Annotated in this window: 23 protein-coding genes and 1 tRNA gene; 14 read left to right on the plus strand and 10 right to left on the minus strand. The window is 70.4% G+C overall.

Annotated elements, in window-relative coordinates:
• Positions 1 to 12: 12 nt before the first annotated feature.
• The 5 genes from WMF39_RS33840 to WMF39_RS33860 all read left to right on the plus strand — a co-directional run bounded on the left by WMF39_RS33840 (position 13) and on the right by WMF39_RS33860 (position 3,506).
• Entirely contained in the window at positions 13 to 1,266 is a 1,254-nt protein-coding gene (locus WMF39_RS33840; protein WP_437740601.1) for a serine hydrolase domain-containing protein, read from the plus strand.
• A gap of 102 nt (positions 1,267 to 1,368) precedes the next feature.
• The gene (locus WMF39_RS33845; RefSeq protein WP_437740602.1) at positions 1,369 to 1,743 is read left to right on the plus strand and encodes a VOC family protein; all 375 of its coding nucleotides are present in this window, start codon (positions 1,369 to 1,371) and stop codon (positions 1,741 to 1,743) included.
• Between the two features lie 106 nt (positions 1,744 to 1,849).
• Positions 1,850 to 2,053: a transposase gene (locus WMF39_RS33850; protein ID WP_437740603.1), complete on the plus strand. Its 204-nt coding sequence runs from the start codon at positions 1,850 to 1,852 to the stop codon at positions 2,051 to 2,053.
• Positions 2,054 to 2,099: 46 nt separating this feature from the next.
• Entirely contained in the window at positions 2,100 to 2,498 is a 399-nt protein-coding gene (locus tag WMF39_RS33855; RefSeq protein WP_437740604.1) for a VOC family protein, read from the plus strand.
• Positions 2,499 to 3,104: 606 nt separating this feature from the next.
• Positions 3,105 to 3,506, plus strand: coding sequence for a hypothetical protein (locus WMF39_RS33860; RefSeq protein ID WP_437740605.1), 402 nt, complete (start codon positions 3,105 to 3,107; stop codon positions 3,504 to 3,506).
• 217 nt (positions 3,507 to 3,723) lie between these two features.
• Here the strand turns inward: WMF39_RS33860 and WMF39_RS33865 are convergent, their stop codons facing one another.
• Positions 3,724 to 3,936 (minus strand): hypothetical protein, encoded by a 213-nt coding sequence (locus WMF39_RS33865; protein ID WP_437740606.1) that lies wholly within the window; start codon positions 3,934 to 3,936, stop codon positions 3,724 to 3,726.
• 68 nt (positions 3,937 to 4,004) lie between these two features.
• Between WMF39_RS33865 and WMF39_RS33870 the strand changes: the two genes are divergently transcribed.
• The 5 genes from WMF39_RS33870 to WMF39_RS33890 all read left to right on the plus strand — a co-directional run bounded on the left by WMF39_RS33870 (position 4,005) and on the right by WMF39_RS33890 (position 8,984).
• Positions 4,005 to 5,066: a toll/interleukin-1 receptor domain-containing protein gene (locus WMF39_RS33870; protein ID WP_437740607.1), complete on the plus strand. Its 1,062-nt coding sequence runs from the start codon at positions 4,005 to 4,007 to the stop codon at positions 5,064 to 5,066.
• A gap of 309 nt (positions 5,067 to 5,375) precedes the next feature.
• Entirely contained in the window at positions 5,376 to 5,705 is a 330-nt protein-coding gene (locus WMF39_RS33875) for an ArsR/SmtB family transcription factor (RefSeq protein ID WP_437740608.1), read from the plus strand.
• Positions 5,702 to 6,142 carry an SRPBCC family protein gene (locus WMF39_RS33880; RefSeq protein WP_437740609.1) on the plus strand — a complete coding sequence of 147 codons (441 nt, stop codon included), beginning with the start codon at positions 5,702 to 5,704 and terminating at the stop codon, positions 6,140 to 6,142. The genes WMF39_RS33875 and WMF39_RS33880 overlap by 4 nt, the downstream gene beginning before the upstream one ends.
• Positions 6,139 to 6,558: a DoxX family protein gene (locus WMF39_RS33885; RefSeq protein WP_437740610.1), complete on the plus strand. Its 420-nt coding sequence runs from the start codon at positions 6,139 to 6,141 to the stop codon at positions 6,556 to 6,558. Before WMF39_RS33880 ends, WMF39_RS33885 begins: the two co-directional genes overlap by 4 nt.
• Before the next feature lie 8 nt (positions 6,559 to 6,566).
• Positions 6,567 to 8,984: an ATP-binding cassette domain-containing protein gene (locus WMF39_RS33890; protein ID WP_437740611.1), complete on the plus strand. Its 2,418-nt coding sequence runs from the start codon at positions 6,567 to 6,569 to the stop codon at positions 8,982 to 8,984.
• Positions 8,985 to 9,029: 45 nt separating this feature from the next.
• Here the strand turns inward: WMF39_RS33890 and WMF39_RS33895 are convergent, their stop codons facing one another.
• On the minus strand, positions 9,030 to 9,401 hold the full coding sequence (locus WMF39_RS33895) for a 6-pyruvoyl trahydropterin synthase family protein (RefSeq protein WP_437740612.1): 372 nt from the start codon (positions 9,399 to 9,401) through the stop codon (positions 9,030 to 9,032).
• Between the two features lie 504 nt (positions 9,402 to 9,905).
• Between WMF39_RS33895 and WMF39_RS33900 the strand changes: the two genes are divergently transcribed.
• Positions 9,906 to 10,493 carry a hypothetical protein gene (locus tag WMF39_RS33900; RefSeq protein WP_437740613.1) on the plus strand — a complete coding sequence of 196 codons (588 nt, stop codon included), beginning with the start codon at positions 9,906 to 9,908 and terminating at the stop codon, positions 10,491 to 10,493.
• Positions 10,494 to 10,676: 183 nt separating this feature from the next.
• A complete protein-coding gene (locus WMF39_RS33905; protein WP_437740614.1) occupies positions 10,677 to 11,588 on the plus strand; it encodes a peptidase dimerization domain-containing protein in 912 nt (303 codons plus the stop codon).
• Positions 11,589 to 11,731: 143 nt separating this feature from the next.
• Here the strand turns inward: WMF39_RS33905 and WMF39_RS33910 are convergent, their stop codons facing one another.
• The 4 genes from WMF39_RS33910 to WMF39_RS33925 all read right to left on the minus strand — a co-directional run bounded on the left by WMF39_RS33910 (position 11,732) and on the right by WMF39_RS33925 (position 16,465).
• Positions 11,732 to 12,520 (minus strand): ATP-grasp domain-containing protein, encoded by a 789-nt coding sequence (locus tag WMF39_RS33910; protein WP_437740615.1) that lies wholly within the window; start codon positions 12,518 to 12,520, stop codon positions 11,732 to 11,734.
• 75 nt (positions 12,521 to 12,595) lie between these two features.
• The gene (locus WMF39_RS33915; protein WP_437740616.1) at positions 12,596 to 13,615 is read right to left on the minus strand and encodes an STAS domain-containing protein; all 1,020 of its coding nucleotides are present in this window, start codon (positions 13,613 to 13,615) and stop codon (positions 12,596 to 12,598) included.
• A 372-nt stretch (positions 13,616 to 13,987) separates the two neighbouring features.
• Positions 13,988 to 15,238 carry a hypothetical protein gene (locus WMF39_RS33920; protein ID WP_437740617.1) on the minus strand — a complete coding sequence of 417 codons (1,251 nt, stop codon included), beginning with the start codon at positions 15,236 to 15,238 and terminating at the stop codon, positions 13,988 to 13,990.
• Positions 15,239 to 15,292: 54 nt separating this feature from the next.
• Entirely contained in the window at positions 15,293 to 16,465 is a 1,173-nt protein-coding gene (locus WMF39_RS33925) for a cytochrome P450 (protein ID WP_437740618.1), read from the minus strand.
• Positions 16,466 to 16,616: 151 nt separating this feature from the next.
• On the opposite strand from WMF39_RS33925, the gene WMF39_RS33930 reads away from it, so the two are divergent.
• A complete protein-coding gene (locus tag WMF39_RS33930) occupies positions 16,617 to 18,251 on the plus strand; it encodes a sigma 54-interacting transcriptional regulator (RefSeq protein ID WP_437740619.1) in 1,635 nt (544 codons plus the stop codon).
• Positions 18,252 to 18,497: 246 nt separating this feature from the next.
• A tRNA-Gly gene (locus tag WMF39_RS33935) sits at positions 18,498 to 18,572 on the plus strand.
• 59 nt (positions 18,573 to 18,631) lie between these two features.
• Here the strand turns inward: WMF39_RS33935 and WMF39_RS33940 are convergent.
• The 4 genes from WMF39_RS33940 to WMF39_RS33955 form a co-directional block, all read right to left on the minus strand.
• Positions 18,632 to 19,651, minus strand: a complete 1,020-nt coding sequence (locus WMF39_RS33940; RefSeq protein WP_437740620.1) for a DUF2891 domain-containing protein — start codon at positions 19,649 to 19,651, stop codon at positions 18,632 to 18,634.
• 12 nt (positions 19,652 to 19,663) lie between these two features.
• Positions 19,664 to 20,620 carry a DUF979 domain-containing protein gene (locus WMF39_RS33945; RefSeq protein WP_437740621.1) on the minus strand — a complete coding sequence of 319 codons (957 nt, stop codon included), beginning with the start codon at positions 20,618 to 20,620 and terminating at the stop codon, positions 19,664 to 19,666.
• Positions 20,617 to 21,309: a DUF969 domain-containing protein gene (locus WMF39_RS33950; RefSeq protein ID WP_437740622.1), complete on the minus strand. Its 693-nt coding sequence runs from the start codon at positions 21,307 to 21,309 to the stop codon at positions 20,617 to 20,619. Before WMF39_RS33950 ends, WMF39_RS33945 begins: the two co-directional genes overlap by 4 nt.
• A 175-nt stretch (positions 21,310 to 21,484) precedes the next feature.
• Positions 21,485 to 23,755: a molybdopterin cofactor-binding domain-containing protein gene (locus WMF39_RS33955; RefSeq protein WP_437740623.1), complete on the minus strand. Its 2,271-nt coding sequence runs from the start codon at positions 23,753 to 23,755 to the stop codon at positions 21,485 to 21,487.

Here is a 23,755-nt window from a genome sequence, read left to right on the forward strand (position 1 = left end):
TCGAGGGAACGAATGAACGGAGGAGACCAGATCGCGAGGGCCGTCGGAGCGATCGTAGACTCTGGCGCGCTCGCCAACGCAGCAACGATGGTTTGGCGCGACGGCGAGGTGGTTCAGCGCGCGTCCCTTGGGTGGCGAGACCTGGAGGCCAGGCTGCCCCTCGAGCATGACAGCCTGTTCCGCATCGCGTCGATGACGAAGCCGATCACCTCGACGGCGGCGCTCATGCTGTTCGAGGAGGGGCGCTTCGCGCTGACCGATCCGATCGCTCGCTGGGCACCGGAGTTCAGAGACATGCGCGTCCTGCGTTCTCCCACGGGCCCGCTCGACGAGACCGACCCGGCAGAACGACCGATCACCTTCGAGGATCTGCTGACGCACCGCTCGGGACTGACCTACGGGGCCTTGCATCGTGGACCCATCGCGGAGGCCTATGGGGAGGCGCTGGGAGGCGACATCGACAGCCACGTGGCGCCCGATGATTGGATCACGCGGCTGGCTGCCTTGCCGTTGCTCGACCAGCCGGGGGCCACCCTTCACTATGGTCACTCGACCGATCTCCTCGGGTTGCTCATTGCGCGCATCGAGGACGCGCCGCTCGGCGACGTGCTCAAGCGCCGGATCTTCGATCCGCTTGGCATGGACGACACCAGCTTCATCGTGCCACGTGAGAAGCGGAGCCGGCGAGTCAAGAACTACGGGTTCGATGGTTCGGGCCGCCTCTCCGCGCGCCTCACCTGCCCAGGCGGCTCGACGGTTCCTGAACGGCCTGACGACATGGACTATGTCTCCGGCGGCCAGGGGCTGTGGTCGACGCTGGACGACTACCTCGCGTTCGCGCGCATCTTCCTGGGAGCAGGCGCCGTGGATGGCGTGCGTATCTTGCGGCCCGAAACGCTCGCCTTGATGACCTCCAACCGTCTCACGGAGCAGCAGCGCGCTACGGCTGAAGTGGGCGGCATCCCGCTCTTCCGGGGCGGTCACGGGTTCGGGATGGGCGTCGCCGTGGTGCTCGATCCGAAGAAGGCCGAGCCCACGGTGTGTGGGGGCCGCGAGGGTGCAGTCGGTTGGCCAGGCGGCTTCGGAGGCTGGTGGCGCGCGGACGCCAACGACGACTCGGTGCTGATTTTCCTGGCACATAACATGGTCGAGCGGGACCAGCTCAGCAGAGGCATCGGCTTGGGAGTCTACGAAGCCATCACCCAGTTCCAGGCCTTGGCGTCGGCCGACGACCGCCGACGACCGACTCACTCAGCAGCCGGCTAACAAGCCGTCGCGGCTGACGGGGACGCGCGCTGACGCACGCATCCCGCAGCCGAACGGCCAGACGTCAGGCCTCGCGAAGGCCCACGCACTTCAGGAGAACTCATGTTTGACCACGTCAAATTCGGAGTCAGCGATTATGCAGCGAGCAAAGCGTTCTTCCTGAAGGCGCTCGAACCGCTCGGCGTAGCTGTTGTCTCGGAGGGGCCGCCGACGTACGGTGTCGAGCTTAGCGCAAAGGGTCAGGCATCATTGTGCCTGTACCAGACCGAGGAGAAGCCGGCCCATCTTCATTTGGCGTTCACGGCCGAGAATCGCCAGCAAGTCCAAGCTTTCTATCGCGCGGCGCTGGAGGCGGGCGGCAAAGACAATGGCGCGCCTGGCCTGCGCCCGCACTACCACGCGAACTACTATGCGGCGTTCGTCATCGGTCCGGACGGGCACAACATCGAAGCGGTTTGCCACGAACCCGAGGCCTGACCCTTCGTTGCCCCCGACTCGCTACAGCCGCCTCCGGCGGCCTCCGCGAGCGGGTGAGCCCAAACGTTGGGCTGCTTACGCGCCGGAGCGCTCGACCTCCTTGTCTGTGCTGCTGCGAGCAGCCGCCCGATGGTCTCGCGGGGAGCAGAAGCTGCGCGCGGTGACGGAGGCGGCCGCGCTCTCCGAGCGGGAGCTCGGCGAGCTCCTCCGCCGCGAGGGGCTGCACGAGGCGCAGCTCGGCGAGTGGCGCAAGGCCGCGCCCATGGAGCTGCCGGAGCAGGGCGCGAAGATTTTTTCGAGCGACCGATGATTTCTCCGCGGGCCGGGGGTCCATGGAGCAGAAGGAGGACATTTTCATGTCCCACAAGCTCTTCGTCAGCCTGCCCATCAAGAACCGCGATCGCACGGTGGCGTTCTTCAAGGCCCTCGGCTTCACGTTCAACCCGAAGGTCACGGGCGAGCAGGCCGCCTGCATGCTCATCGGCGAGCACGCCTACGCGATGCTGCTCGTCGAGCCGTTCTTCAAGACGTTCACCAAGAAGGAGATCTGCGACACCGCGACGCACGTGGAGGGGGCCTTCGGGCTCTCGTGCGAGAGCCGTGCCGAGGTGGACGCGATGGTGGCGAAGGCGCTCGCCGGCGGCGGCAAGGAGGCGGGGCCGCCGGAGGACCACGGGTTCATGTACAGCCGGAGCTTCGAGGACCTCGACGGGCACCACTGGGAGGTGGTGTGGATGGATCCGACGGCCGGGTAGTAAGCCGCACGGATCTCGGCGGAGGAGAAGGATTCGAACACCTGGCGCGGGCGGCGGGTCGCAGCGGCGGTTTCCGCCATGGCGGCGCCAGATGGCCGCCGCTTGGCCGGCCCACCGACGACGCGTGTTCGCCGCGGTTGGCCACCCCGTCACCAGGCGCCGGTGGCCTCGTCGCGCTCGCGTCGCACCGGCGGCGCCCACCGGCGGCCCGTTGCTCGGACGAAGGGTCGCCCAGACGGGTGAGCGGGCGGCAATCAGCGAGCAGGGGCTGCTGGAACGGCCAGCTATCTTGACACTCCCCGCCTGGGCCGCGGGCAGACGCCGCGCGCCCGGCATCGTCGACCCCGGCGAGAGCTGCAAGGGGCCTCGCCCATGGCGTTCGTCGGCCGGTCACGACGCGCCGTAGCGCGCCCTCGGCGCAAGTTGCGCAAGGATCGCTCAATTCGCCACTCCCCTGCGCGCGCCCGCGCCGCTCGTGGCCGGGGGAGCACGCGCGTCGCCGTGTGGTCCCCTCCTTGCAATGACCCCCAGCGCGACGGCGGATCGGTGATCGCCGCAGCCGTCGTGCCCTCTCTGTGCCTCTCGCCTCGCAAAAAGGAGCTACCCATGATTCAACAGATTCGCCTGGTCCTCGCCTCGCTCGTCGCCTCCGCCACCATCGCCGGTTGCGTGATGAGCGCCGACCCCGCCGGAGAGGCTCCCGCCGGAGAGGAGGGCGAGCTGGTCGAGTCAGCGCAGCAGCCGCTGCCGTCGAGCGGCTACTTCCGCACGTACTACAGCGACGCGTCCTACACGACGGTCGTGGGCTGGGTGAACTGGGAGTGCGACCCGAATTACCGGGAAGCCGACGGCGAGACGTCGCGCTATTACAAACAGCGCCGCTTCGACTGCCCCACATTCGACAATCCCTTGCTCCCCGCGTGCGATCTCTGCAACACCTATACGACTTCGGACGGACACACCTTCACGAACTGTAGCCTCATCGCCTGCCCGCGGACTTCCTGGTGATCCCCGCCGCGCACCGCGTCGCATCGACGTCGGGCGCTGCGCAAGTCCCTCGTACAGTACCCGGGAACACGTGCCCCTCAGACCGGAGGGCTCCGGCGTCCTCCCGGGAGAATTCAAATTCGGACCGTAGGCTACCGGCAGCCTCCCGGGAGGCACGCCGGCGGCGGTCAGGGCAACTCCGGAGCGGCAACGACGAGGCGCGTCCCAAAGCGGACGATCACGCGCCTGCGTGGCCCGGCGCGAGCGCGATCTCGATCACGGTAGGAGCGCGCTCGTCCCCGTGCATACGCAGGAGCGCCGCAGAGAGGGTCTGCAGGTCGCGCCAGGCGGCGTCACGCAGCGTCGGCGAGCCGTCGTAGGCCCCTTCCGCCTGCACCAGCGCGGAGCCGCCGAGCACGACCGAGCCCGAGCCGAGGGGGAACCGCACCACGCCGAGCGCCAGGCCGAGCCCGAGCTCCAGCCGCAGCCCGAACGCGATCGATGTTATAACGGATCCCCGTGTCTCCTCTCACCGTTTTCCTCTCGTATGCCCCCAAGGACGAAGCGCTGCGCGAAGAGCTTGCGGCGCACCTCGCTGTGCTCCGTCAGAGACGCCTCCTGCGCGATGTCCATGAAGGGAGCGTCGTGGCCGGCGAGGATCGGGCGCGGGCGCTGCACGAAGAGCTCAACGCCGCGCGAGTGATCCTGCTCCTCGTGAGCGCGGATTTTCTCGCGTCGCCCGCCTGCGTCGAGCAGACTGCCTTGGCGCTCGAGCGGCAACGTGTGGGGCAGGCACGTGTTGTTGCCATCATCGTGCGCGCCTGCGATTGGCAGGGTGCGCCGTTCGACGGAATCACCACTCTCCCGCGCACCGGAAAGCCGGTGACGAGCCACAAGAACCGCGACAAGGCGTGGAATAGCGTGGCACGCGGCATCCGCGCAATCGTGGAGGAGATCGCGAGCTCACCGGGGTGCTCGGGCGCGCAGAGCTCCGCTCTCGCCACGCCTGAGGGAAGGCTGCGCGCCGGGGGGCTTCCCCCAGCACCCGGCACGGCCAGCGAGATCACTTTGCAGAGCCTGGCCTCCCAAAAGGCTCATCCCGTCGCACGAAGGCACACGCCCCTCCCCGAGCCGACGCCTCCCAGCGTGCGGACAGCAATAAGCGGTACAGAGCGGCCCGAGGCATGCGCGAGTCCCAGCACGCATCAGCCTCCACGAAAGAATTTCCACGCGCCAGCCACGTCGCCACGAACGCCGCCCGCTCGGTTCGACGGAAGTAATGTTCTGCTGATTGATCCATCACCGCTCACGCATCGCGCGGGACCGCTCGTCGAAGTGCGCTACAAACCGCGCAAATCGTTCAACGACTTACTAAATACCATCTACTTCACCGCAGGCATCCACCCGTTCGTGCGCCCCTTCACGTACCAAGAGAGCTGGCTGCTTCGCGACTGCATGAGCGGGAAGGTATTTCGATTTGGATCTCGAGAGAACCTGATGCAACTCGGCAGGAAGACACTCGCGGAGCTCGGTATCTTCCCAGGCATGATGCTGCAGATCGTCCCGGCAACGGACACCTAAGGTACAGGAAGGCGCGCCTGGCATAACGGCCGGCTCCGGGCCGTACTCGACGCCTTGGCGATGCTCGGTGTGCCGTAGCTCACCCCCAGCTCATCGCAACGGGGCCGCTCTCGGAGAGCACGGGCCGTTGGTGAACGGCGAGGCAGTCTTCGGCGGGGGCGACGCTGGTGTCCAGCCCGTCGACATCGACGTGGTCTGCGATGTATCGCACGAGAAGCAACGCAAGAATCATGCCTTCCAACCCCGACGCGCCCAGGCAGCCCGATCCGCGCGCTTGACAATCAATAAGCCGCGGCTTATAAGTTGTGGATGCAGAGCGCGGCCGTGGTCGAGGACAAGATCTTCCAGGCGCTGGCGGACCCCAGCCGCCGGGCGATCTTCGAGTCGCTCACGCGTGGCGAAGCGGCGGTGAAGGACCTCACGGCGCGCTTCGACATCTCGCAGCCGGCGATCTCGCAGCACCTCGCCACGTTGAAAGACGCCGGCCTCGTGAGCGGCCGGCGCGAGGGGCGCTGTGTCTACTACCGGGTGGAGCCGCGCGGACTGAAGCCGCTCGTCGACTGGATCACGCACTACCGCGCCTTCTGGACGGAGCGCGTCGATCGCCTCGAACAACTGCTGGAGAAAATGGACGAATGAACCCCACCGACACGACCGCACAATCGCAAACCGAATCCATTTCGTTCGAGTTCGATCTGAAGCATGCGCCGGAGAAGGTGTGGCGCGCGCTCACCGAACCGGCGCTGCTCGCGGAGTGGCTCCTGCCCACCATCGGTCTCCAGCTCGAGCCGGGGGCGGCGTTCACACTGAAGACGCAGCCGTACCCCGGCTGGGACGGCACCGTGAATTGCCGGTTCGTCGAGATCGAAGCCCGTCGGAAGCTCAGCTACACGTGGAGCGTCCCCTTCCTGGAGACCGTCGTGACCTTCACGCTCACGCCCACGGCGTCGGGCACGCGCCTGTCCCTCGTGCAATCGGGCTTCAAGCCGGACCAGAAGCAGAACTTCGCCGGCGCGCGCTACGGCTGGAAGATGATGGGCGGGAAGCTCGTCGACCTGCTCGAGAGGGTCTCATGAGCCGGGCGAGGCTCGTGGCCTACTGGGTGACCACAGGCCTGGTCGTGTCGTCCATGGTCTCGGGCGGCGTGGCCCACGTCCTCCACGCGCCAGCGAGCGTCGACGGCTTCGTGCGCCTCGGCTACCCGCTGCACTTCGTCACGTTCCTCGGCATCTGGAAGATCCTCGGCGCGCTCGCGCTGCTGGCGCCGAGATTCCCGCGCTTGAAGGAGTGGGCGTATGCGGGCCTCGTGTTCGACCTCACCGGCGCCGCCTTCGCCTGGGCCGCCGTCGGCGCCAGCGACTCCACGAGCAACGCTGGCCACATCCTCGCGCCGCTCGTGGTCCTCGCGCTGGCGGTGACGTCGTGGGCGCTGCGGCCGGACTCGCGCAGGTTGCCGGAACCCCTTCACAGACCGTCGGTGTTGATGACATGATCGCGAACATGGCCTCCTCCAAGCAGCACGCCGCAGACAGACAGCAAGCCGCAGACAGCCACGATTTGATCCGGGTCCAGGGCGCCCGGGAGAACAACCTCAAGGACGTCAGCGTCGAGATCCCCAAGCGGCGGCTGACCGTGTTCACCGGCGTCTCGGGATCGGGCAAGTCGTCGCTTGTGTTCGGCACCATCGCGGCGGAGTCGCAGCGGCTGATCAACGAGACCTACAGCGCGTTCGTGCAGGGGTTCATGCCGACGCTGGCTCGGCCCGAGGTCGACGTGCTGGAAGGGCTGACGACCGCGATCATCGTCGACCAGGAGCGGATGGGCGCCAACTCCCGCTCGACGGTCGGCACCGCGACCGACGCCAACGCGATGCTGCGGGTGCTGTGGAGCCGCCTCGGCAAGCCGCACATCGGCTCGTCCAACGCCTTCTCCTTCAACGTCCCGTCGGTCCGCGGGGTCGGGGCGATCTCGATCGAGAAGGCCGGCGGGAAGAAGACCGAGAAGCGCGAGTTCGTGGTCAACGGAGGCATGTGCCCGAAATGCGAGGGCATGGGATCCGTCTCCGACTTCGACCTGTCCCAGCTCTACGATGACAGCAAGTCGCTCAACGAGGGTGCGCTCACCATCCCCGGTTACTCGATGGATGGATGGTACGGGCGCATCTTCAACGGCTGCGGCTTCTTCGACCCGAACAAGCCGATCCGCAAGTTCACGAAGAAGGAGCTCCACGACCTGCTCCACAAGGAGCCGACCAAGATCAAGGTCGAAGGCATCAACCTGACCTACGAAGGGCTGATCCCGAAGATCCAGAAGTCGATGCTGTCCAAGGACGTCGACGCGATGCAGCCCCACATCCGGGCGTTCGTGGAGCGCGCGATCAAGTTCTCCACCTGTCCCGAGTGCGGCGGCACGCGGCTCAGCGAGGCTGCCCGGTCCTCGAAGATCAAGGGGATCAACATCGCCGACGCATGCGCGATGCAGATCAACGACCTGGCCAGGTGGGTGCGCGATCTGAACGAGCCGTCCGTCAAGCCGCTGCTGGCGACGCTGCGGCACACGCTCGACTCGTTCGTCGAGATCGGGCTGGGCTACCTCAGCCTCGACCGGCCGTCGGGCACGCTGTCGGGCGGCGAGGCGCAGCGCACCAAGATGATTGGCCACCTCGGGTCGTCGCTCACCGACGTCACCTACGTCTTCGACGAGCCGACGGTGGGGCTGCACCCCCACGACATCCAGCGGATGAACGAGCTGCTGCTGCGGCTGCGCGACAAGGGCAATACCGTCCTCGTGGTCGAGCACAAGCCGGAGACGATCGCGATCGCCGACCACGTCGTCGACCTGGGCCCCGGCGCCGGCACCGCCGGCGGCGAGGTGGTCTTCACGGGCACCGTCGACGGGCTGCGGGCGAGCGGCACGCTCACCGGGCGTCACCTGAGCGACCGGGTCTCCCTGAAGCGGTCGGTGCGGAAACCGTCGGGGGTCATGAAGGTGCGCGGCGCGCGCGCGCACAACCTGAAGAACGTCGATGTCGACATCCCGCTCGGCGTGCTGGTGGTGGTGACCGGCGTGGCGGGGTCGGGCAAGAGCTCGCTGATCCACGGCTCGGTGTCTGGCCGTGACGGGGTGGTGTCGGTCGACCAGACCCCGATCCGTGGCTCGCGGCGGAGCAACCCGGCGACGTACACCGACCTGCTGGAGCCGATCCGCAAGGCGTTCGCGAAGGCCAACAACGTGAAGCCCGCCCTGTTCAGCGCCAACTCCGAGGGTGCCTGTCCGACCTGCAACGGCGCCGGGGTGATCTACACCGATCTCGCGATGATGGCCGGCGTCACCACGGTCTGCGAGGACTGCGAGGGCCGGCGGTTCCAGGCGTCTGTCCTGGAGTACCGCCTCGGCAAGCTCAACATCGCCGAGGTGCTCGATCTATCGGTCGCAGAGGCGGTCGGCTTCTTCGGCGCTGGCAAGGGGCATACGCCGGCCGCGCACGCGATCCTGCAGCGCATGGCCGACGTGGGGCTCGGCTACCTGCGGCTCGGCCAGCCGCTCACCACGCTGTCGGGTGGCGAGCGGCAGCGGCTCAAGCTCGCGACACACATGGGCGCCGACGGCGGCGTCTACGTGCTCGACGAGCCGACAACCGGGCTGCACCTGGCCGACCTCGAGCAGCTGCTCGGGCTGCTGGACCGGCTCGTCGACTCCGGCAAGTCGGTCATCGTGATCGAGCACCACCAGGCGGTGATGGCGCACGCCGACTGGATCATCGACCTCGGGCCGGGCGCGGGCCACGACGGCGGGCGGATCGTGTTCGAAGGCACCCCGGCCGACCTGGTCGCGGCGAAGTCGACGCTGACAGGCGAGCACCTGGCGGCGTTCGTCGGAAGCCAGCCGAAGGCTGCCGCGTCTCGCCAATCTCGCTGAGCGAGCCGCGTTTTTCCGTGGGCGCAAGACTTCAGACGGGTCCGACTAGGGTTTGTACGTGAACCGGGCGCGGATTGCCTCGTCGCGCAAGAGGGTTACGCAGTCGAGGCGTACGCCCGGCGGCAGCCGCGGCGCGAGCTTGCGATAAAGCACCTCGGCCATGCGCTCGCTGGAGCTGTTGAGGTCCGCAAACTCGGGTAAATGGTTCAGCGTCTTGCCATCGAACGAGCTGATAGCGTCGGCGAGCAACCGATCGAGCTCGTTGAAGTCCATGACCCCTCCGACCGCGTCGAGCCGTTCCGCCGACACCTGAGCGTGGACCTGCCACCTGTGGCAGTGCAGCGGCTCATACTTGCCCTCGTGCAGCCGCAGCGCGTGGGCGACATGCAGGAGGCGCTCGATCGTGAGCTCGTACATCTCGGTCTCCTCGGTTGAGCGCCCCCCCGGGCGCGATCCGCTCCCGACGCCCGCCAGCACATCGGCCACGCGCGCGACCGCGAGGTACACGTCCCCTCGCCGGCGACGATCATAGCGCCGGGGCAAGAGATCCGCTGGCCCGGCCGAAGCCTCCGCCGGCGAACCTCGCAGCAGCCGTCCTCGCGACCGCGGTCGCCTCCACGAACGGAGCAGCCGCCCGCGTGATCAGGTCATCCGTCTCCGGCGGTGCTATGTCCGAGCTGCGATGGCGTGGATCTGCTCGCCTGCGCAGCTCCACCGGATTAAGGATCCTGCGTGCCGCACGTGATCCGCCTTCACGCTGACGAGCGCCGAATCCGGGCCGAGATCCCATCCCGTGGGATCTCGCTCGAGGAGGAAGCCGCCGTCGCTGTCATCTATCGGCGGCCGCGTCGCGGTTACCCGCCCGTCGGCGTGCTCGCGGTGGGCCGCAACGCGCTCCAGATGACGGAGAGTGTCCGCACCATGGACCGCTCCCTCGCGAAGACGGAGGAGGACCGGCAAGCGAGGGTCGTGCCCCTGGAGCAGGCGGCGTGGTGGAACGACGGCAGGCTCCTGGAGCGCGACGCTCGCTTCGATCCGGCGCACCTCGGGGAAATTCTTATCGTCCGCCCATTCGCCCGGAAGACCTTCTCCGCGCCGCTGTGCGAAGCGCTGCTTCGCTACATTGACTTCTCGGCGAGGCACCAGGCGGGAGGAGTCCTCCAGCGGTGGTACCTCCGCCGCCTGCTCTGGTGGACTTCTCGGGTCGAGATCGTGCTGCAGGGCGTGCCCGACGATGATGCCTCGCACGACGCGCTGGTGCGCGAGCTCAGGCCGTACTTCGACGCGTCGACCACGCTCGGTGGGGCTCCCCTGCGGGTGCGTCACCCGCGAGGCCTCGCCGATCTCCGGATCATCCACCTCGGGCAACTCGCGGCGATCTTCGCGGCCGGCGTGCTGCCCATCGCGCTTCACCCCAGGCCCTGGCTCACCGGCAAGCACGTGACCGTGCTGGGAGCGATACTCGCCTTCTGGCTGGTGTCCTGGTACCGAAAATTCCGGTACGACTGAGGGGGAGCCAGCGCGCATCGTTTGGTCTGATCGGAGGTCGACGTGGAGCTACTCGAGAATTTGCTGTGGCTGTGCAGGATCCCCTCGCCGACGGGTGAGGAACGCAACCTGGCCGACGAGCTGGCTCAACGGCTCGCAGCGCTGCCCTTGGCCTCGCCGCCACGCCGCTACGGGGACTCTCTGGTGGCGCCAGTCACGCGCGGGTCGGGAGGCCCCAAGATTCTGCTCGTCGGGCAGCTCGACGTGGCGAACGCAGGGCAACGGGGCGAAGCGCGGACGGAGAACAACCGCGCGCTCGGCGCTGGAGCCGCAGAGAAGAGCGGCCTCTGCCTGATGCTCGATCTGGCCGAGCGCCGGCCGCAGGTACACGCCGAGTTGACCCTCGTGTTTCACGCGCGCGGAGCGTGCGGCTTCGACGCGAGCGAGCTCAGGGTGGTCATGAAGCAGGATACCGAGCTCCGGGGGGCCGACTTCGCCCTGGTGCTCAGGCCCACGGACAACAAGCTTCAGCTCGGCTCGGGAGGCTCCACGCACGCGACGCTGGCGTTTGCCGGCCGCACCGGGCACAGCGGGCTGCCCGGTGCCGGCGTGAACGCGATTCACAAGTTCGCGCGCGTGCTCTCTCAGCTGGCCGCGTTCGAGCCCGTACCCGACGTCGTCGACGGCCTCACCTGGTACGAGATGATGAACGCCACCTCGGCGCACGGGGGCCGCTCCGGCAGCGTCGTGCCGGACCACCTGGAAGTGAACGTGCACCACACGTACGGTCCGAGCACGAGCTCCCATACCTCGCAAGAGCGGCTGATGGCGCTCGTGGACCGCGTGGGGGCCGTCCGGTTCGAGGAGCTCTCCCGTCCGGCGCCGCCGAACCGGAACCACGCGCTCATCGCTGCTCTCGAACAAAGCGGCGTTCAAGGCGTCGAGGCCCGGCAAACCTGGTCGGAAGTGGCAAGCTTCACGACGCTCGGGATCCCGGCGGCGAACTTCGGACCGGGCGCGGAGCGGACGATGCACGCTCTGAACGAGGTGACGGAGCTTTCGGAGCTCGCGCGGGCGCAAACCATCCTCGACCGCTGGTTCGCCAAGATGACGTGACTTTTGTCGGCATCTTTAGAGAGAGAAAAAAAAAAAATTGAACAGGGAGGCGGGGAGACAGGGAGATTCATGGGACTTCACTCCCCATCTCCCCGCCTCCCTGTGAATCTCCCGGAAATTTGGGGGGGGATACTTCAGATCCCTCACCCGACACGCCGCAGCCAGCGCTGCTCTGCCTCCGAGACCATCCTGCGCGGCACGGTTGCCCGCTGCAGCACGGGGAGCACCCTTGCCGGGTTGCACCCGCAGAGCCCCGAGGCCCAGGCGGGGTTCGCCTCGACGACGCCCCAGCCCCGCCCTGCCATGCGCCCGACGTCCACGACCACCGCGGGCGGGAGCTCGACGTCGGCGTCGGCGAGCACCGCGCAGATGGACGCGGATGCCGCCTCGACCTCCTCTGAATCCGCCTCCCAGTCGCCCGCCGCGGTGCGGGCGATCTCCCCGCCGCGGATGTAGGGCGAGAGCGCCGCCACCTCGCGCTCCAGCACGAAGCACCGGAACTCCACCTCGAACACGACGGGCTCGCTCACGAGGACGGGCAGATCCAGCGGCAGCCGCGGGTCCGGATCCATCGCGGCGCCGTCCACGTACACGCGCGCGGGGAACAGCTTCTCATCCGTTGGCTTGATGAACGCAGGCTCACGGAGCGCCAGCGCATCCTCGAGGGTCGTGAGGCGCACGCTGCGAAGGCGATGGCGCTGGGGCAGGCGGGGCAGCCAGTCGGCGGTCGGCTCGAGCAGCGCGACCTCGAGGTCATCCATGATGGCGTCGGCGAGAATGGTCTCGCCATAGAGCACGGGGTCGCGCGCCGCCAGACCCTCGGGGCAGCGGAACGAGCGAAGTCGCTCGATGTCCCAGCCGGCCGCGAGGGCAGCGGCGAACAGCGCGTTCGAGTCAGGGCTATAGCGCTGTGAGAGGATGAGCGTCGGCACGCGCTCGGATGTAGCACGATCCCCGGCAGCGCGAGGATCGAACGCCCGCTGTCGCTCCTCCGGCCCGGCTGAACTTCAGCGCTCTCGCGGCTCGTCGCGGCGCGCGGGATCCCGCCTCTGGGCGCCGGCGGCGACGGCGCCAGCGGCGCCTATCGTTCGATCGCCGTTGCGGCTGGACAACAAGCGCCGAAGCCCGTCCTGGAGACTCGCGACAATCGTGACGCCATCGAAGCCCAGATCGCAGTCGATCAGCAATCTCGCCATGGCCGGCGAGATGCCCGCGATGGCGCACTGCGCCCCGAGCAACGAGGAAGCGCGCACCGTGTCGCGGAGGTGGCGTGCCCCTTCCGCGTCCACGAACGGCACGCCGGTGACGTCGATGATCACATGCTCCGCCTGCGTGTCCACGATGGCCTGCAGCAGCACCTCGAGGATGCGGGCGGCGCGCTCGGCGTCGATGTGGCCGATGAGCGGCAGCGCGAGGATGCCGTCCCAGAGCCTGAGCACGGGCGTGGACAGCACGGCAATGGCGCGCTGCTGCTCCTCGCTCACGCGGAGCTGCTCCTCGAGCCGCTGGGTCCGCTCGGCGATCGCGGCCTCGAGCCGCGCCGTCTGAGCCCGCAGCTCGTCCTCGGACTGCTTGAGCTCGCCGACGTCCACGTGGATCTGCAGCACCTCGCGCACGTTGCCCGCAGCGTCGTTGATGGGATGGAGCGAGGAGGCGACCCAGCGGGCCATTCCCTTCTGGAGCGTGTCTGCCTGGACCGGATCGTAGCGAATGGTGGGCAGCGCCGTGGCCTCGCCCCGCCAGAACGCTCGCTCGACGAGGGGCATCGACCCATTCGCGGATACCTGCTCGTCCTTCAGCAACCGCCACCCGGCGACATCCCCGAGGCTCAAGCTCCAGAGCTGCTCCCACCGACGATTCACCTCGAGCACGCGGCTCTCGCCATCGTAGATCATCATGCTCACGATGCCCCCGTCGAGCAGGGCCTTGTAGCGGCGCGCGGGGATCTCCAGCTCGGCAACGCGTCGGCGCAGCGCATCGATCTCACGCTCGAGCTCGGTGATCGTCGGAGTTGTCTTCTGTTCCATGTTCTTTCGGTCCGCGTGCTCCGTGACGAGCATCCTCCCCGGGAAAGATGGCCTCGGTGGGGGCTGGGTTACGTACAACGAGCGCGACCACGGGCGCGCGTTGATGACATGACGGCCCACGCCGACAGGAGGCGCGCAGCGTTGTATCTCCGGTCGCGGCGAGCTTCAACCCGGCGGATGTCTGCTGGATGAGGAGCTCACTGGCGTCGCGGCTCACGACGGCGCGGCGGATCCAACTGTCCAGCTCGGCGAGGTCCGGCCAGGTTCCCGGGCTCGTCACACCATGGGATTGCCGAGGATGCCTCGACCCGCGTCGGGTCGTCGGCTTTTGCCTCAACCCGGGTCGGGTTCACAGGCCCGATCGGGTCCGGCTCAGGGCGACCCCTGCTTGGCGCACGGGTCCGCCGCCGCGGCCGCGCTGCGGCCCTCCCAGAGGCGAGCGAGCGGGCTCCTCGGGCCGACCGCGCCCGCGGCGGCGAGCGCCGCCCACGTCAGGATGGGGCCATCGCCCTCGAGCACGCGCAGCGGCGGCGGATACCCGGTCGCGGCGAGCTTCAGCCCGCCGGGCGTCGGCAGGAGGAGCAGATCCGGGTTGTCGAGGCTCACGCGCTCCCGCAGCAGCTCGAGCACGGTCGCGTCGCCGCCGGCCAACGGCGCGAGGCAGCGCTCCAGCAAGGGCCGTAGCGCCTTCTTCGACGCGGCGGACCGGTCGAGCAGCTGGGTCACCGGCGCGCCCGTGCGCGCGTCGAGCACCTGCCAGCGCTCGGCCCCAGGATCCCAGGGGTGCGTGCCGCCCTCGTACCGCATCGCATCGTGGGAGCGGACCGCGAGCAGGCCCTTCTCGTTGAGGGAGATCTCGAAGGTGCGCGAGGCGGCCATTCGCTCGCCCGTCTTGCACGCGCGCAAACTCGCCTCGTCCCCCTGCCCGAACACCCACGCGCCGCTCTCGAGCGCGCGGTTGAGGGCCGCCTCGCTCTTCGCCGTCGCGGCGCCGAAGATCTCGGGCCAGGCGAGATCCTCGCTGCACGCCTCGCCAGGCTCGAAGGGGATCCCGATCCCGTCGGACGGGCCATCGGGGTTCGGCTGCGGCGGGAAGCGGCGCGCCCTCTTCTTCGTGGCCACGAGCAGCACATCGCGGGCGCCCACCGAGGCGAGGTCGAACGGCAGCGAGGCGCCCCGCGGGCTCGTCCACGTCCCGACGAGGTGGCCGTCGGCCCGGCAGGTGCCCGCGAACTGCCCCGTCGGGCGCGCCGGGTTGCCCTCGACAAGCGCGAGCTCGCCGGCGTCGGTGACAGACCCGGAAAGCGGGATGTCGACGCCGACGTGGGCATAGAAGTAGCGGCCCCGCACGGTCCCTCCGTCGCGCTCGATCCGCGCGAAGACCTCGAGCTTCGGCCCGATCGTGCCGTGGAAGCCGCGCTCCAGCGCACAGGCGCTCTGCGGCGCCGGCGCGGCGCTCGCGGCAGGCGCAGGTGCGACGCCCACCGCGGGCGCCGACGGAGACGGCGCCGCGGGGGCCGCCTTGGCCACGGCGGGCGCAGCGCCCGCGGCAGGCGAGGGCGCGGCCGCAGGGCCGCACGCCGGCAGAGCGAAGACCAGCGGCAGGAACGCTCGATATCGCATGGACAGCCATTGTGCAGAACAGGACCTGACAGATCCCCTCATTTCGTTGGCACGTCAGGCCGGCCTGAAGCGGAGCGGCAGCGACACGGGGCCACGCACGGTGAGCGTGCGGTTGTAGGGGATCTCGCCGGGCGCGCGGGCCACCTCGCCGATCCTCGGGACCAGGACCTCGAGCGCGACCTTCGCTTCCATCCGGGCCAGCGCAGCGCCGAGGCAGAAGTGCGCGCCGTGCCCGAACGTCAGGCTCGGCTGCCCGCGGTGCAGATCGAACCGATCGGGATCCGTGAAGCGCAGCTCGTCGCGGTTCGCCGAGCCGACCAGGGCCAGCACGAGCGAGCCCGCGGGGATCGTCACCCCGGCCAGCGCGACGTCCGACGTCGTGAGCCGGGGGACGGACTGGGTCGGGCCGTCATAACGCATCATCTCCTCGATGAACCTCGGGATGAGCTGCGGCGAGGCGCGCAGCCGCTCGAGCTCCGCGGGGCGCTCCGCGAGCAGGAGCATCGAGCTGCCGAGGAAGTGGGTCGTGGTCTCGAGGCCGCCGCCAAGGATGCTGACGAGCAGATCGATGATCTCGCGGTCGCCGAGGAGCTCGCCGGCGCGGGCGAGCTCGCTCACGAGGTCGTCGGAGGGCGATCGCCTGCGGGCCGCGATGACGTCGGCCATGTACCGGTCGAGCTCCGCGATCGTGGCGCGGACGCGGGCGGCGTGCTCGGCGCTCGCCGGCTCGGGCGTCACGGACAGGAGATCGTCCATCCACCGCTTGAAGCGCGGCTCGAGCGCGTGATCCAGGCCGAGCAGCTCGCTGATCACGAACGCCGGCAGCGGCGCCGCGGCCGCGGCGATGAAGTCGACCTCGCCGTCGAGGCGGCCCGCGAGCCGCTCGCACAGATCCCGGGCCCGCTGCTCGATGCGCGCGATCGCCGGCGCCCCGAACGCCCGGCTCACCAGGCCGCGGAGCCGCGCGTGATCCGGGCCATCCATGGCCAGGATCGAGCTCGCGAGCGGGTTGTGCCCCACCCACGCCGGCTGCCAGGCGGCCCGGAACCCCTGGGACGAGAACCGCTCCGGGCTCCGCAGGACCGTCGCGACATCGGCGTACCGGCTCACCGCCCACATCCCGCCAGGATCCACCTGGCAGACAGGCGCCTCGCGGCGCATCGCTGCATACGGCGTATAAGGATCCGCCCGGAAGGCGGGTGTCATGATGTCCACGCGCTCGCTCATGCGAAGAGACCTCCCGCGACGGCCCCGAGCACACGCCGGGCCCGCGCGGGAGAGGCCGCTTTCCACGGGAGATCCGCGGCTCGTCCGTGGCGCTTCGCGAGCCCGCCGGTCAGGGTGACCGGTCACGCCTGTCGCCCTGAAAGGTCGTCCCATGCGCGCAGCCGATCTCGACATCCGGAAGCTGCTCGACGTCGACGCGCGCGGCGGTGTCGTCCGCTTCGCCGGGGAGCGCGCGGTCATCCTCGACGCCGGGGCGCTCGGGACGCTGCGCGGGGAGCTCGTCCGGCTCGCGGGCTTCGCGGGGGCGCGCGCCGTGCTCACGCGCTTCGGCGTCGAGCACGGCGCCCGGATGGCGGAGGCGATGGTGTCCCGGCTCCCCTGGGACAGCGACGCCGAGCTGCACGGCGCAGGGGCGCTGCTCCACACGCTGCAGGGCTTCATCCGGCTCGCGCCCGGGGACACGACGCCCCTCGCCTCGCGCGGCGCCACGCTGCTCTCGTCGTACGAGGCCGAACAGCACCTCCTGCACCTCGGCCGCGCGGACGAGCCGGTCTGCTGGATGCTCGCCGGCATCGCGAGCGGCTACATGACCCGGGCGACGGGCGAGGCGGTCTACGTCATCGAGGATCGGTGCATCGGCCGGGGCGACGACGTCTGCCACTTCCAGGGCCGGACGCGCGCCGCGTGGGGCGCCGCGCTCGAGGAGCACCTGCCGTTCTTCCGCGAGAGCGTGCTCGACCTATCGCTCCGCCGGCCCGCGCAGCCCGCGCCGCCCCGGAGGGCGACAGGGCGCGGCCTCGACGCGAAGGCGAGCGCCCTGCCCCTCGCCGCGCCGCGGGGCGAGCCGCCGACCCCGCTCGTCGCGGAGAGCCCGGCGATGCAGCGGGCCCTCGACCGCGCGCGGCGGGTCGCGCCGGTGGACTCGACGATCCTGCTCACGGGCGAGAGCGGCGCCGGGAAAGAGCGGGTGGCGCGGCTCATCCACGGCGCGTCGGCGCGCGCCGCGGGCCCGTTCGTCGCGGTCAACTGCGCGGCGATCACCGAGACGCTGCTGGAGAGCGAGCTCTTCGGGCACGCGCGCGGCTCGTTCACCGGCGCGACCCACGACCGCGCCGGGCTGTTCGAGGCGGCGCGCGGGGGCACACTGCTGCTCGACGAGGTCGGCGAGACCCCGCCCGGGGTGCAGGCGAAGCTCCTCCGCGCGCTCCAGGAGCGGCAGGTGCGCCGCGTCGGCGAGAACACGAGCCGCCACGTCGACGCCCGGATCCTCGCGGCAACGAACCGCGATCTCGCGGCCGACGCGGCGGCGGGCCGCTTCCGGCGGGACCTCTACTACCGGCTGCGGGTCATCGAGATACGCCTTCCGCCGCTCCGCGAGCGCCGGGAGGACGTCCTGCCGCTCGCGCGGGCGCTGCTCGCGACGGCGTCGCGACGGCTCGATCGGCCTGTCGCGGGCTTCACGCCGGAGGCCGAAGGCGCGCTGGAGCGCCACGGGTGGCCCGGCAACGTGCGCGAGCTCGAGAACGCCGTGGAGCACGCGGTCGCCCTTGCGCGGGGAGGCGTCGCCGATCTGGAGGACCTGCCGGACGACGTCCGCGGCGCCGCGCCGACCGGCGGCGGGGGCGAGGAGCCGGCCGCGCGGACGCTGGAGGGCGTCGAGCGGCGAGCGATCCTCGCGGCGCTCGAGCGGCACGGCGGCAACCAGGCCCGCGCCGCCGCGGAGCTCGGGATCGGGGCGTCGACGCTCTACCGAAAGCTCAGGAGGTACGCCCGCGGCGCGGGGTAGAGAGATGCAATGTGTCGGCGACGGCCGGGCCCCGCCGGTGTCGGAACCCGGAAAACCATGGGACCCAGCTCTCCGTTCCTGAGAAGCTCCACGACCATGCACATCGGTGCTTGACTAGGGCGACGTCGGTTGGTACTCCTCCGCGCCCATCGACGGAAACGACCTCCTCGGAGGTCCCGGCGCGCTCAGCCTCATCGCTGTCCACGCCGCACGAGAGTGGTTTCCTGAGCATTGGGCTCGCCGTTTGCGGGAGTAACTCAGTGGTAGAGTGCAACCTTGCCAAGGTTGACGTCGCGGGTTCAAATCCCGTCTCCCGCTCCACGACATAGACGCTGCAACACCGGCCGCCGCAGAGCACCGCTCCGCGGCCCCGTGACGCGTCAATCGACGCCCTCGCCCAGCGCGAGGAGGGCGAAGCTCGCCAGCCAGTGCTCGCCCATGTAGTCGCCGGCGACGTGCGGCAGGCTGGCGTCGAGGTGCCGCTCCGCCGCGTCGAGGGCGCGGGCGCGGACCGCGTCCCCTTCGGGCAGCGCCGCGGCGAGCGAGCGCCAGCACCAGGCGCGGCTCAGGTTGAGCCCGTCGAGGTGGGCGATCTTGCCATCGCTGCGGTCGCTGACCGTCGCGGGCTCGAACAGGGTCGCGGGCTCGCCCCGCGCCGCCCGCGGCAGGAACCGCGCGAACCAGCCGCGGAACTCCGGTCCGGGCAGGGCCCGGCGCATGCACTCGGCCTCCATGAGGGCGGGCGAGAGGAAATCGTCCTGCGAGGGCTCCCACGCCTGGCAGTCCGCGTCGCGGCCGTACCAGGCGCGGGCGGCCTCGGCGCAGCGCAGCGACAGCCGCTCATCGCCTTTCACGGCGGCGTACTCCTGCGCGAGCGCGAGCGCGAAGGCGCTGTTCGTGTGCGCGCCGGCGCGGACCGGGTAGGTGGCCCTGGGCAGGTACTCGAGGAGCCGCCCGGCGAACGCCTCGCCGAGCGGGGCCAGCGCGGCCGACCAGCGCCGCCCCTCCTCGGTCTCGTACCGCGAGAGCTCGGCCGCCAGCATCAGCAGCCACGCCCACCCATAAGGCCTCTCGAAGCCGCGGCTCGACGGGCGCTGCAGATAGGCGAGCTCGCCGGCGACCTTCTCGCCCGTGAGCTGCGCGTCGAGCAGCCCGCGGACCGGCGCGGCGCCGGGCGCGCCAGGGAAGAGGCGATGGATCCGCGCGAGCAGCCAGTGGCCGTGAACGCACGAGTGCCAGTCGAAGCTGCCGTAGAAGATGGGGTGAAGGTCGCGCGGGCCCTTCACGTCCTCGGGGCCGGCCATGACGTGATCGAGCTTGTTCGGATACTCCCGCGTCACGTGCCCGAGCGCGATGGCGGCGAGACGCGAGGCGATGTCCGGTGTCAGGGCGTGCGTCATGCGATGGCGACCTCAGCGCCGGAAGGCGAGCAGGTACATGAGGAGCGTGTTCCCGATCAGCAGGAGCAGCGCGGTGGGGAGCTGGACCTTGATCACGCCGTCGCGATCGGGTAGCCCGAGCAGGGCCGCTGGGACGATGTTGAAGTTCGCGGCCATGGGGGTCATCAGCGTCCCGCAGAAGCCGGACAGCATGCCGATGGCGCTCATGATCGCCGGGTCGCCGCCGAGCCGGCGCACGATCAGGGGGAGCCCCACGGCCGCCGTCATGACGGGAAACGCCGCGAAGGCGTTCCCCATGATCACCGTGAACATCGCCATGCCCACGGTATAGGCGGCCACCGCGGCGAGGCGGCCGCCCCGGGGGAGCGCGCTCCCGGCCAGCTCGCCGACCACGTCCCCCACGCCCGCGGCCGCGAACACGACCCCGAGCGCGGCCAGCAGCTGGGGCAAGATCGCCGCCCAGCCCACGATGTCGAGCAGGCGCCGGCCTTCCTGCAAAGGCGCGAGCAGCGGCGGGCGCAACCACGCAACGGAGACGGCGAGCGCCAGCACCACGCCGAGGGCGAGCGAGATCAGCGTCGCCTGCTTCGGGTCGAGCAAGTGCGCTCCGCGGATCTCGACCCGCTTGAGGACGAGCGCGCCCAGGAGGGCGGTCGCCGGGATGATCAGCGCCGGGACGAAGAGGAGGTCGCCGCGCCGCTCGGCGCTGGCGCGCCGCTCCTCGGGTGTCGTGGTGGCGGGGCGCCCCTGGCCCAGGCCCCTGATGCCCCCGAGGGCCACAAGCGAGATGACGAGCACCCCGTTGCCGAGATCCCCGAGGCGCGAGCCGAAGAGGAAGCTCGCCGCCAGGAGACCCCAGAACAGGGTGTTCTTCCACCGCCTCGAGTTCTCGCGGTCGACCGCGCTCAGGACGGCCGACGCCGCGAAGAACAGCCCTGCCACGAGGTAGACGACATCGAGCGTGATCATTCGGCCGCCTTCCCCGCGTCCGCGCGGGCGAGCTCGCGGTGGAGCCGCCGGTCGAGCAGGAGGAGCCGAGTCCCGTGGATCAGGAGCGCCAGCACCGCCGTGGGGATGGCCCAGACCGACAGCTGGAGCGGCTCGACGAAGATGCCATTTTGCTCGAGGAACGCCTTGATCAGCAGGATGGACGCGATGGCGAGGAAGATGTCCTCTCCGAAGAACAGCGCCACGTTGTCGGCCGCCGCCGCCGAGGCGCGGATCAGCCAGCGGGTCCTGTCCGGCAGCGGTCCGTACCGGTTCTCCGCCACCGCCTCGGCCATGGGCGCGATCAGCGGGCGGACCATCTGCGCGTGGCCGCCGAGCGAGGTCAGGCCGAGCGCCGCGCTGAGCTGCCGCACCGCGAAGTACACGAGCAGGATGCGCCCGGTCGTGGCCGTCTTCACCCGCGAGATCAGCGCGCGCGCCCGCTCCTGGAGGCCCGATCGCTCGAGGAGGCCGATGACCGGCAGGACGAGCCAGACCAGGCTCACATAACGGTTGTCGTTGAACGCCTTGCCCAGGACGGAGATCCCCTCGATGAGGCCCATCCCCGCCGAGAGGCAGGTCACGAGGGCGGCCGCCGCGACGACCAGGAGCGGATGGATCCGGGCCACGAAGCCGACGACCACGACCACGACCCCGAGGAACGTGAGCATGCTGCTTACCCTCGTGTCCTCGGGCGACGCCGCAAGCCGGCGACGGCACAGTCCACGGCCGCTCGTGCGCGACCGAGGCCCCCGGCGGCCGCCGTCGCCAATTTCAGCTTTTCAATCCATCCGGGCCGCTCGCGGCGGCGTCCTCTCGCTCACCCCTCCGCGCGCCCTGCCCTCATCACAGCCCCAGGCGCCGCAGCGGGAGCTCCCGGGCGCGCGTCTTCGTCAAGGCGAACACCGCGTTCGCGATCGCGGGCGCCACCGGCGGCACCCCGGGCTCCCCGACACCCCCGGGCGGGGCGTCGCTCTTCACGATCTCCACGTGGATCCGCGCCGGCACCTCCGGGCTCCGCACCACCGGGTAGTCGCGGAAGTTCGTCTGCTCGACCGCGCCGCCCTTCATCGTGATGGCGCCGTGGAGCGCGATGCTCATCCCGAAGACCACCGCGCCTTCCATCTGCGCGCGCACGCGGTCCAGGTTGATGACCGTGCCGGGGTCCGCGACGAGCCACACCTCGTCGACCTTCACCTTGCCGAGCGCGTCCTTCGAGACCGCGGCGACGACCGCCACGTACGTGAGGAAGCTCCGGTGCGCGGCGAGGCCCAGCGCGCGGCCCGCCTTGCGCGCGGCGTCCCACCCCGAGAGCTCCGTCACCCGCTCGATGACGTGCCGGAGGCGGCCCACGTCGACCGGGTGCTGCTCGATCGAGGCCCCGTAGTTCGGGACCTTGTCGACCCCCAGCTCGGCGGGCGTCGCCTTCCGGGCAGGGCCGAGCACCTCGAGCAGCACCTCGCGCGGGTCCGCCTGCCGCGCGTGCGCGATCTCGTCGATGAAGCTCTGCACCGCGAAGGCGTGGAAGATGTTGCAGACCGACCGGAGCCACCCGATCCGGACGTGCGCCGGCGCGTCGCACGCCTCGGCGCGGACGTTCGGGGCCGCGAGCGCGAGATCGAGCACGCCGAGGCCGAGCTCGTTCTCGCTCGGGGTCTTCACCTTCGCGTCGAACGTCGACGGGATCGGCGGAAACGCCGTCCGGTGCAGCCACGCCGTCACGTTGCCGCTCGCGTCGAGCCCCGCCGTGAGGTGCTGCGCGCTGACGCTGTGGAAGTAGCCGCTCTGCACGTCGTCCTCGCGGGTCCACTGCACGCGCACCGGCGCGCCCAGCTCGCGCGCGAGCAGCGCCGCCTCGGCGACGTAGTCCGGCTTGGACTTCCGGCCGAAGCCGCCGCCGAGGAACGTCACGTGCACGGTGACCTTGCCCTCGTCGACGCCGAGCGCCCGCGCCACCTCGGTCCGCGCCGCCTGCGGGTTCTGCGTCGGCGCCCAGACCACGCAGCCGCCCGCGTCGACCTTCGCCACCGCCGAGGGCGGCTCCATGGCCACATGCGCGAGGTGAGGCACGTAGTACTCGGCCTCGACCGTGCGCGCCGCCGCCTTGAGCGCCCCGTCGACATCGCCGACCTTCCGCACGACCTTGCCCGGCGCGCGCACCGCGCGCGAGAGCGCCTCGCGGTAGCTCGCCGAGTCGTACGACGCGTTCTCGCCGTGATCCCATGTGATCTGCAGCGCCGCGCGGCCGCGCATCGCGGCCCACGTCGTGTCCGCCACGACCGCCACGCCGCCGAGCGGCTGGAACCCCACCCCGACGCCCTTCGGCGCCGGCAGCTCCACGAGCTTCTTCACGCCCGGGACCGCCAGCGCGCGCGTCCCGTCGTACCGCACGACCCTGCCCCCAACGACCGGCGGGTGCGCGATGACCGCGGTGAGCATGCCGGGCAGGCGCACGTCCGCGCCGAACAGGGCCGCGCCCGTGACGATGGCCGGGCCGTCGAGCAGCGGGAGCGGGCCGCCGACGCGCTTGAGCTCCGAGGCGGGGCGGAGCGCGACCGCCTCCGCGTCGGGCACCGGGAGCTTCGCCGCGTCGGCCACGAGCTCGCGGAAGTCCAGCGAGCGCTTCGACTTCGCGTGGTGGACAGCGTGCTGCTGGGCGACGCACTCCGCGGCGGGGACGCGCCACTTCCTGGCCGCGGCCCCGACGAGCATCGCGCGCGCGGTCGCGCCCACGCGCCGCATCGGCTCGTAGCTGCCGCGCACGCTGCGCGAGCCGTCGGTGTTCTGATCGCCGTAGGCCTTGTCGCCGTCGGCTTGCACGATCTTCACCCGCGCCATGTCCGCGCCGAGCTCGTCGGCGACGAGGACCGGCAGCGAGCTGCGGATCCCCTGCCCCATCTCCGACCGGTGGCAGACGATCGACACCGTCCCGTCGGGCGCGATGTGGAGGAACACCCCGGTCCGGAGCCCCGGCTGCGCCTGCGCGCCGCTGGGCGTGGGCGGCACAGCCGGCGCGGGCGGCGCGGCCTCGGCGACCCCGAGCGCGAGCCCGCCCACCGCGAGCCCGAGCCCCGCGAGGAAGGAGCGGCGGAGGAGGACGACCCGTTGCTGTTCCAT

The organism is Sorangium sp. So ce1504 (assembly GCF_051521635.1).
Classification (GTDB): domain Bacteria; phylum Myxococcota_A; class Polyangia; order Polyangiales; family Polyangiaceae; genus Sorangium; species Sorangium cellulosum_B.

Excerpts from the sequence above, each read along its gene's own strand:
- WMF39_RS33950 (WP_437740622.1), bottom strand. The coding sequence starts at position 21,309 with ATGCTCACGTTCCTCGGGGTCGTGGTCGTGGTCGTCGGCTTCGTGGCC.
- WMF39_RS33955 (WP_437740623.1), bottom strand. The coding sequence starts at position 23,755 with ATGGAACAGCAACGGGTCGTCCTCCTCCGCCGCTCCTTCCTCGCGGGG.
- WMF39_RS33890 (WP_437740611.1), top strand. The coding sequence starts at position 6,567 with ATGGCCTCCTCCAAGCAGCACGCCGCAGACAGACAGCAAGCCGCAGAC.
- WMF39_RS33855 (WP_437740604.1), top strand. The coding sequence starts at position 2,100 with ATGTCCCACAAGCTCTTCGTCAGCCTGCCCATCAAGAACCGCGATCGC.
- WMF39_RS33875 (WP_437740608.1), top strand. The coding sequence starts at position 5,376 with ATGCAGAGCGCGGCCGTGGTCGAGGACAAGATCTTCCAGGCGCTGGCG.
- WMF39_RS33920 (WP_437740617.1), bottom strand. The coding sequence starts at position 15,238 with ATGCGATATCGAGCGTTCCTGCCGCTGGTCTTCGCTCTGCCGGCGTGC.
- WMF39_RS33845 (WP_437740602.1), top strand. The coding sequence starts at position 1,369 with ATGTTTGACCACGTCAAATTCGGAGTCAGCGATTATGCAGCGAGCAAA.
- WMF39_RS33840 (WP_437740601.1), top strand. The coding sequence starts at position 13 with ATGAACGGAGGAGACCAGATCGCGAGGGCCGTCGGAGCGATCGTAGAC.
- WMF39_RS33940 (WP_437740620.1), bottom strand. The coding sequence starts at position 19,651 with ATGACGCACGCCCTGACACCGGACATCGCCTCGCGTCTCGCCGCCATC.
- WMF39_RS33945 (WP_437740621.1), bottom strand. The coding sequence starts at position 20,620 with ATGATCACGCTCGATGTCGTCTACCTCGTGGCAGGGCTGTTCTTCGCG.
- WMF39_RS33925 (WP_437740618.1), bottom strand. The coding sequence starts at position 16,465 with ATGAGCGAGCGCGTGGACATCATGACACCCGCCTTCCGGGCGGATCCT.
- WMF39_RS33900 (WP_437740613.1), top strand. The coding sequence starts at position 9,906 with ATGGACCGCTCCCTCGCGAAGACGGAGGAGGACCGGCAAGCGAGGGTC.
- WMF39_RS33860 (WP_437740605.1), top strand. The coding sequence starts at position 3,105 with ATGATTCAACAGATTCGCCTGGTCCTCGCCTCGCTCGTCGCCTCCGCC.
- WMF39_RS33880 (WP_437740609.1), top strand. The coding sequence starts at position 5,702 with ATGAACCCCACCGACACGACCGCACAATCGCAAACCGAATCCATTTCG.
- WMF39_RS33885 (WP_437740610.1), top strand. The coding sequence starts at position 6,139 with ATGAGCCGGGCGAGGCTCGTGGCCTACTGGGTGACCACAGGCCTGGTC.
- WMF39_RS33915 (WP_437740616.1), bottom strand. The coding sequence starts at position 13,615 with ATGGAACAGAAGACAACTCCGACGATCACCGAGCTCGAGCGTGAGATC.
- WMF39_RS33895 (WP_437740612.1), bottom strand. The coding sequence starts at position 9,401 with ATGTACGAGCTCACGATCGAGCGCCTCCTGCATGTCGCCCACGCGCTG.
- WMF39_RS33930 (WP_437740619.1), top strand. The coding sequence starts at position 16,617 with ATGCGCGCAGCCGATCTCGACATCCGGAAGCTGCTCGACGTCGACGCG.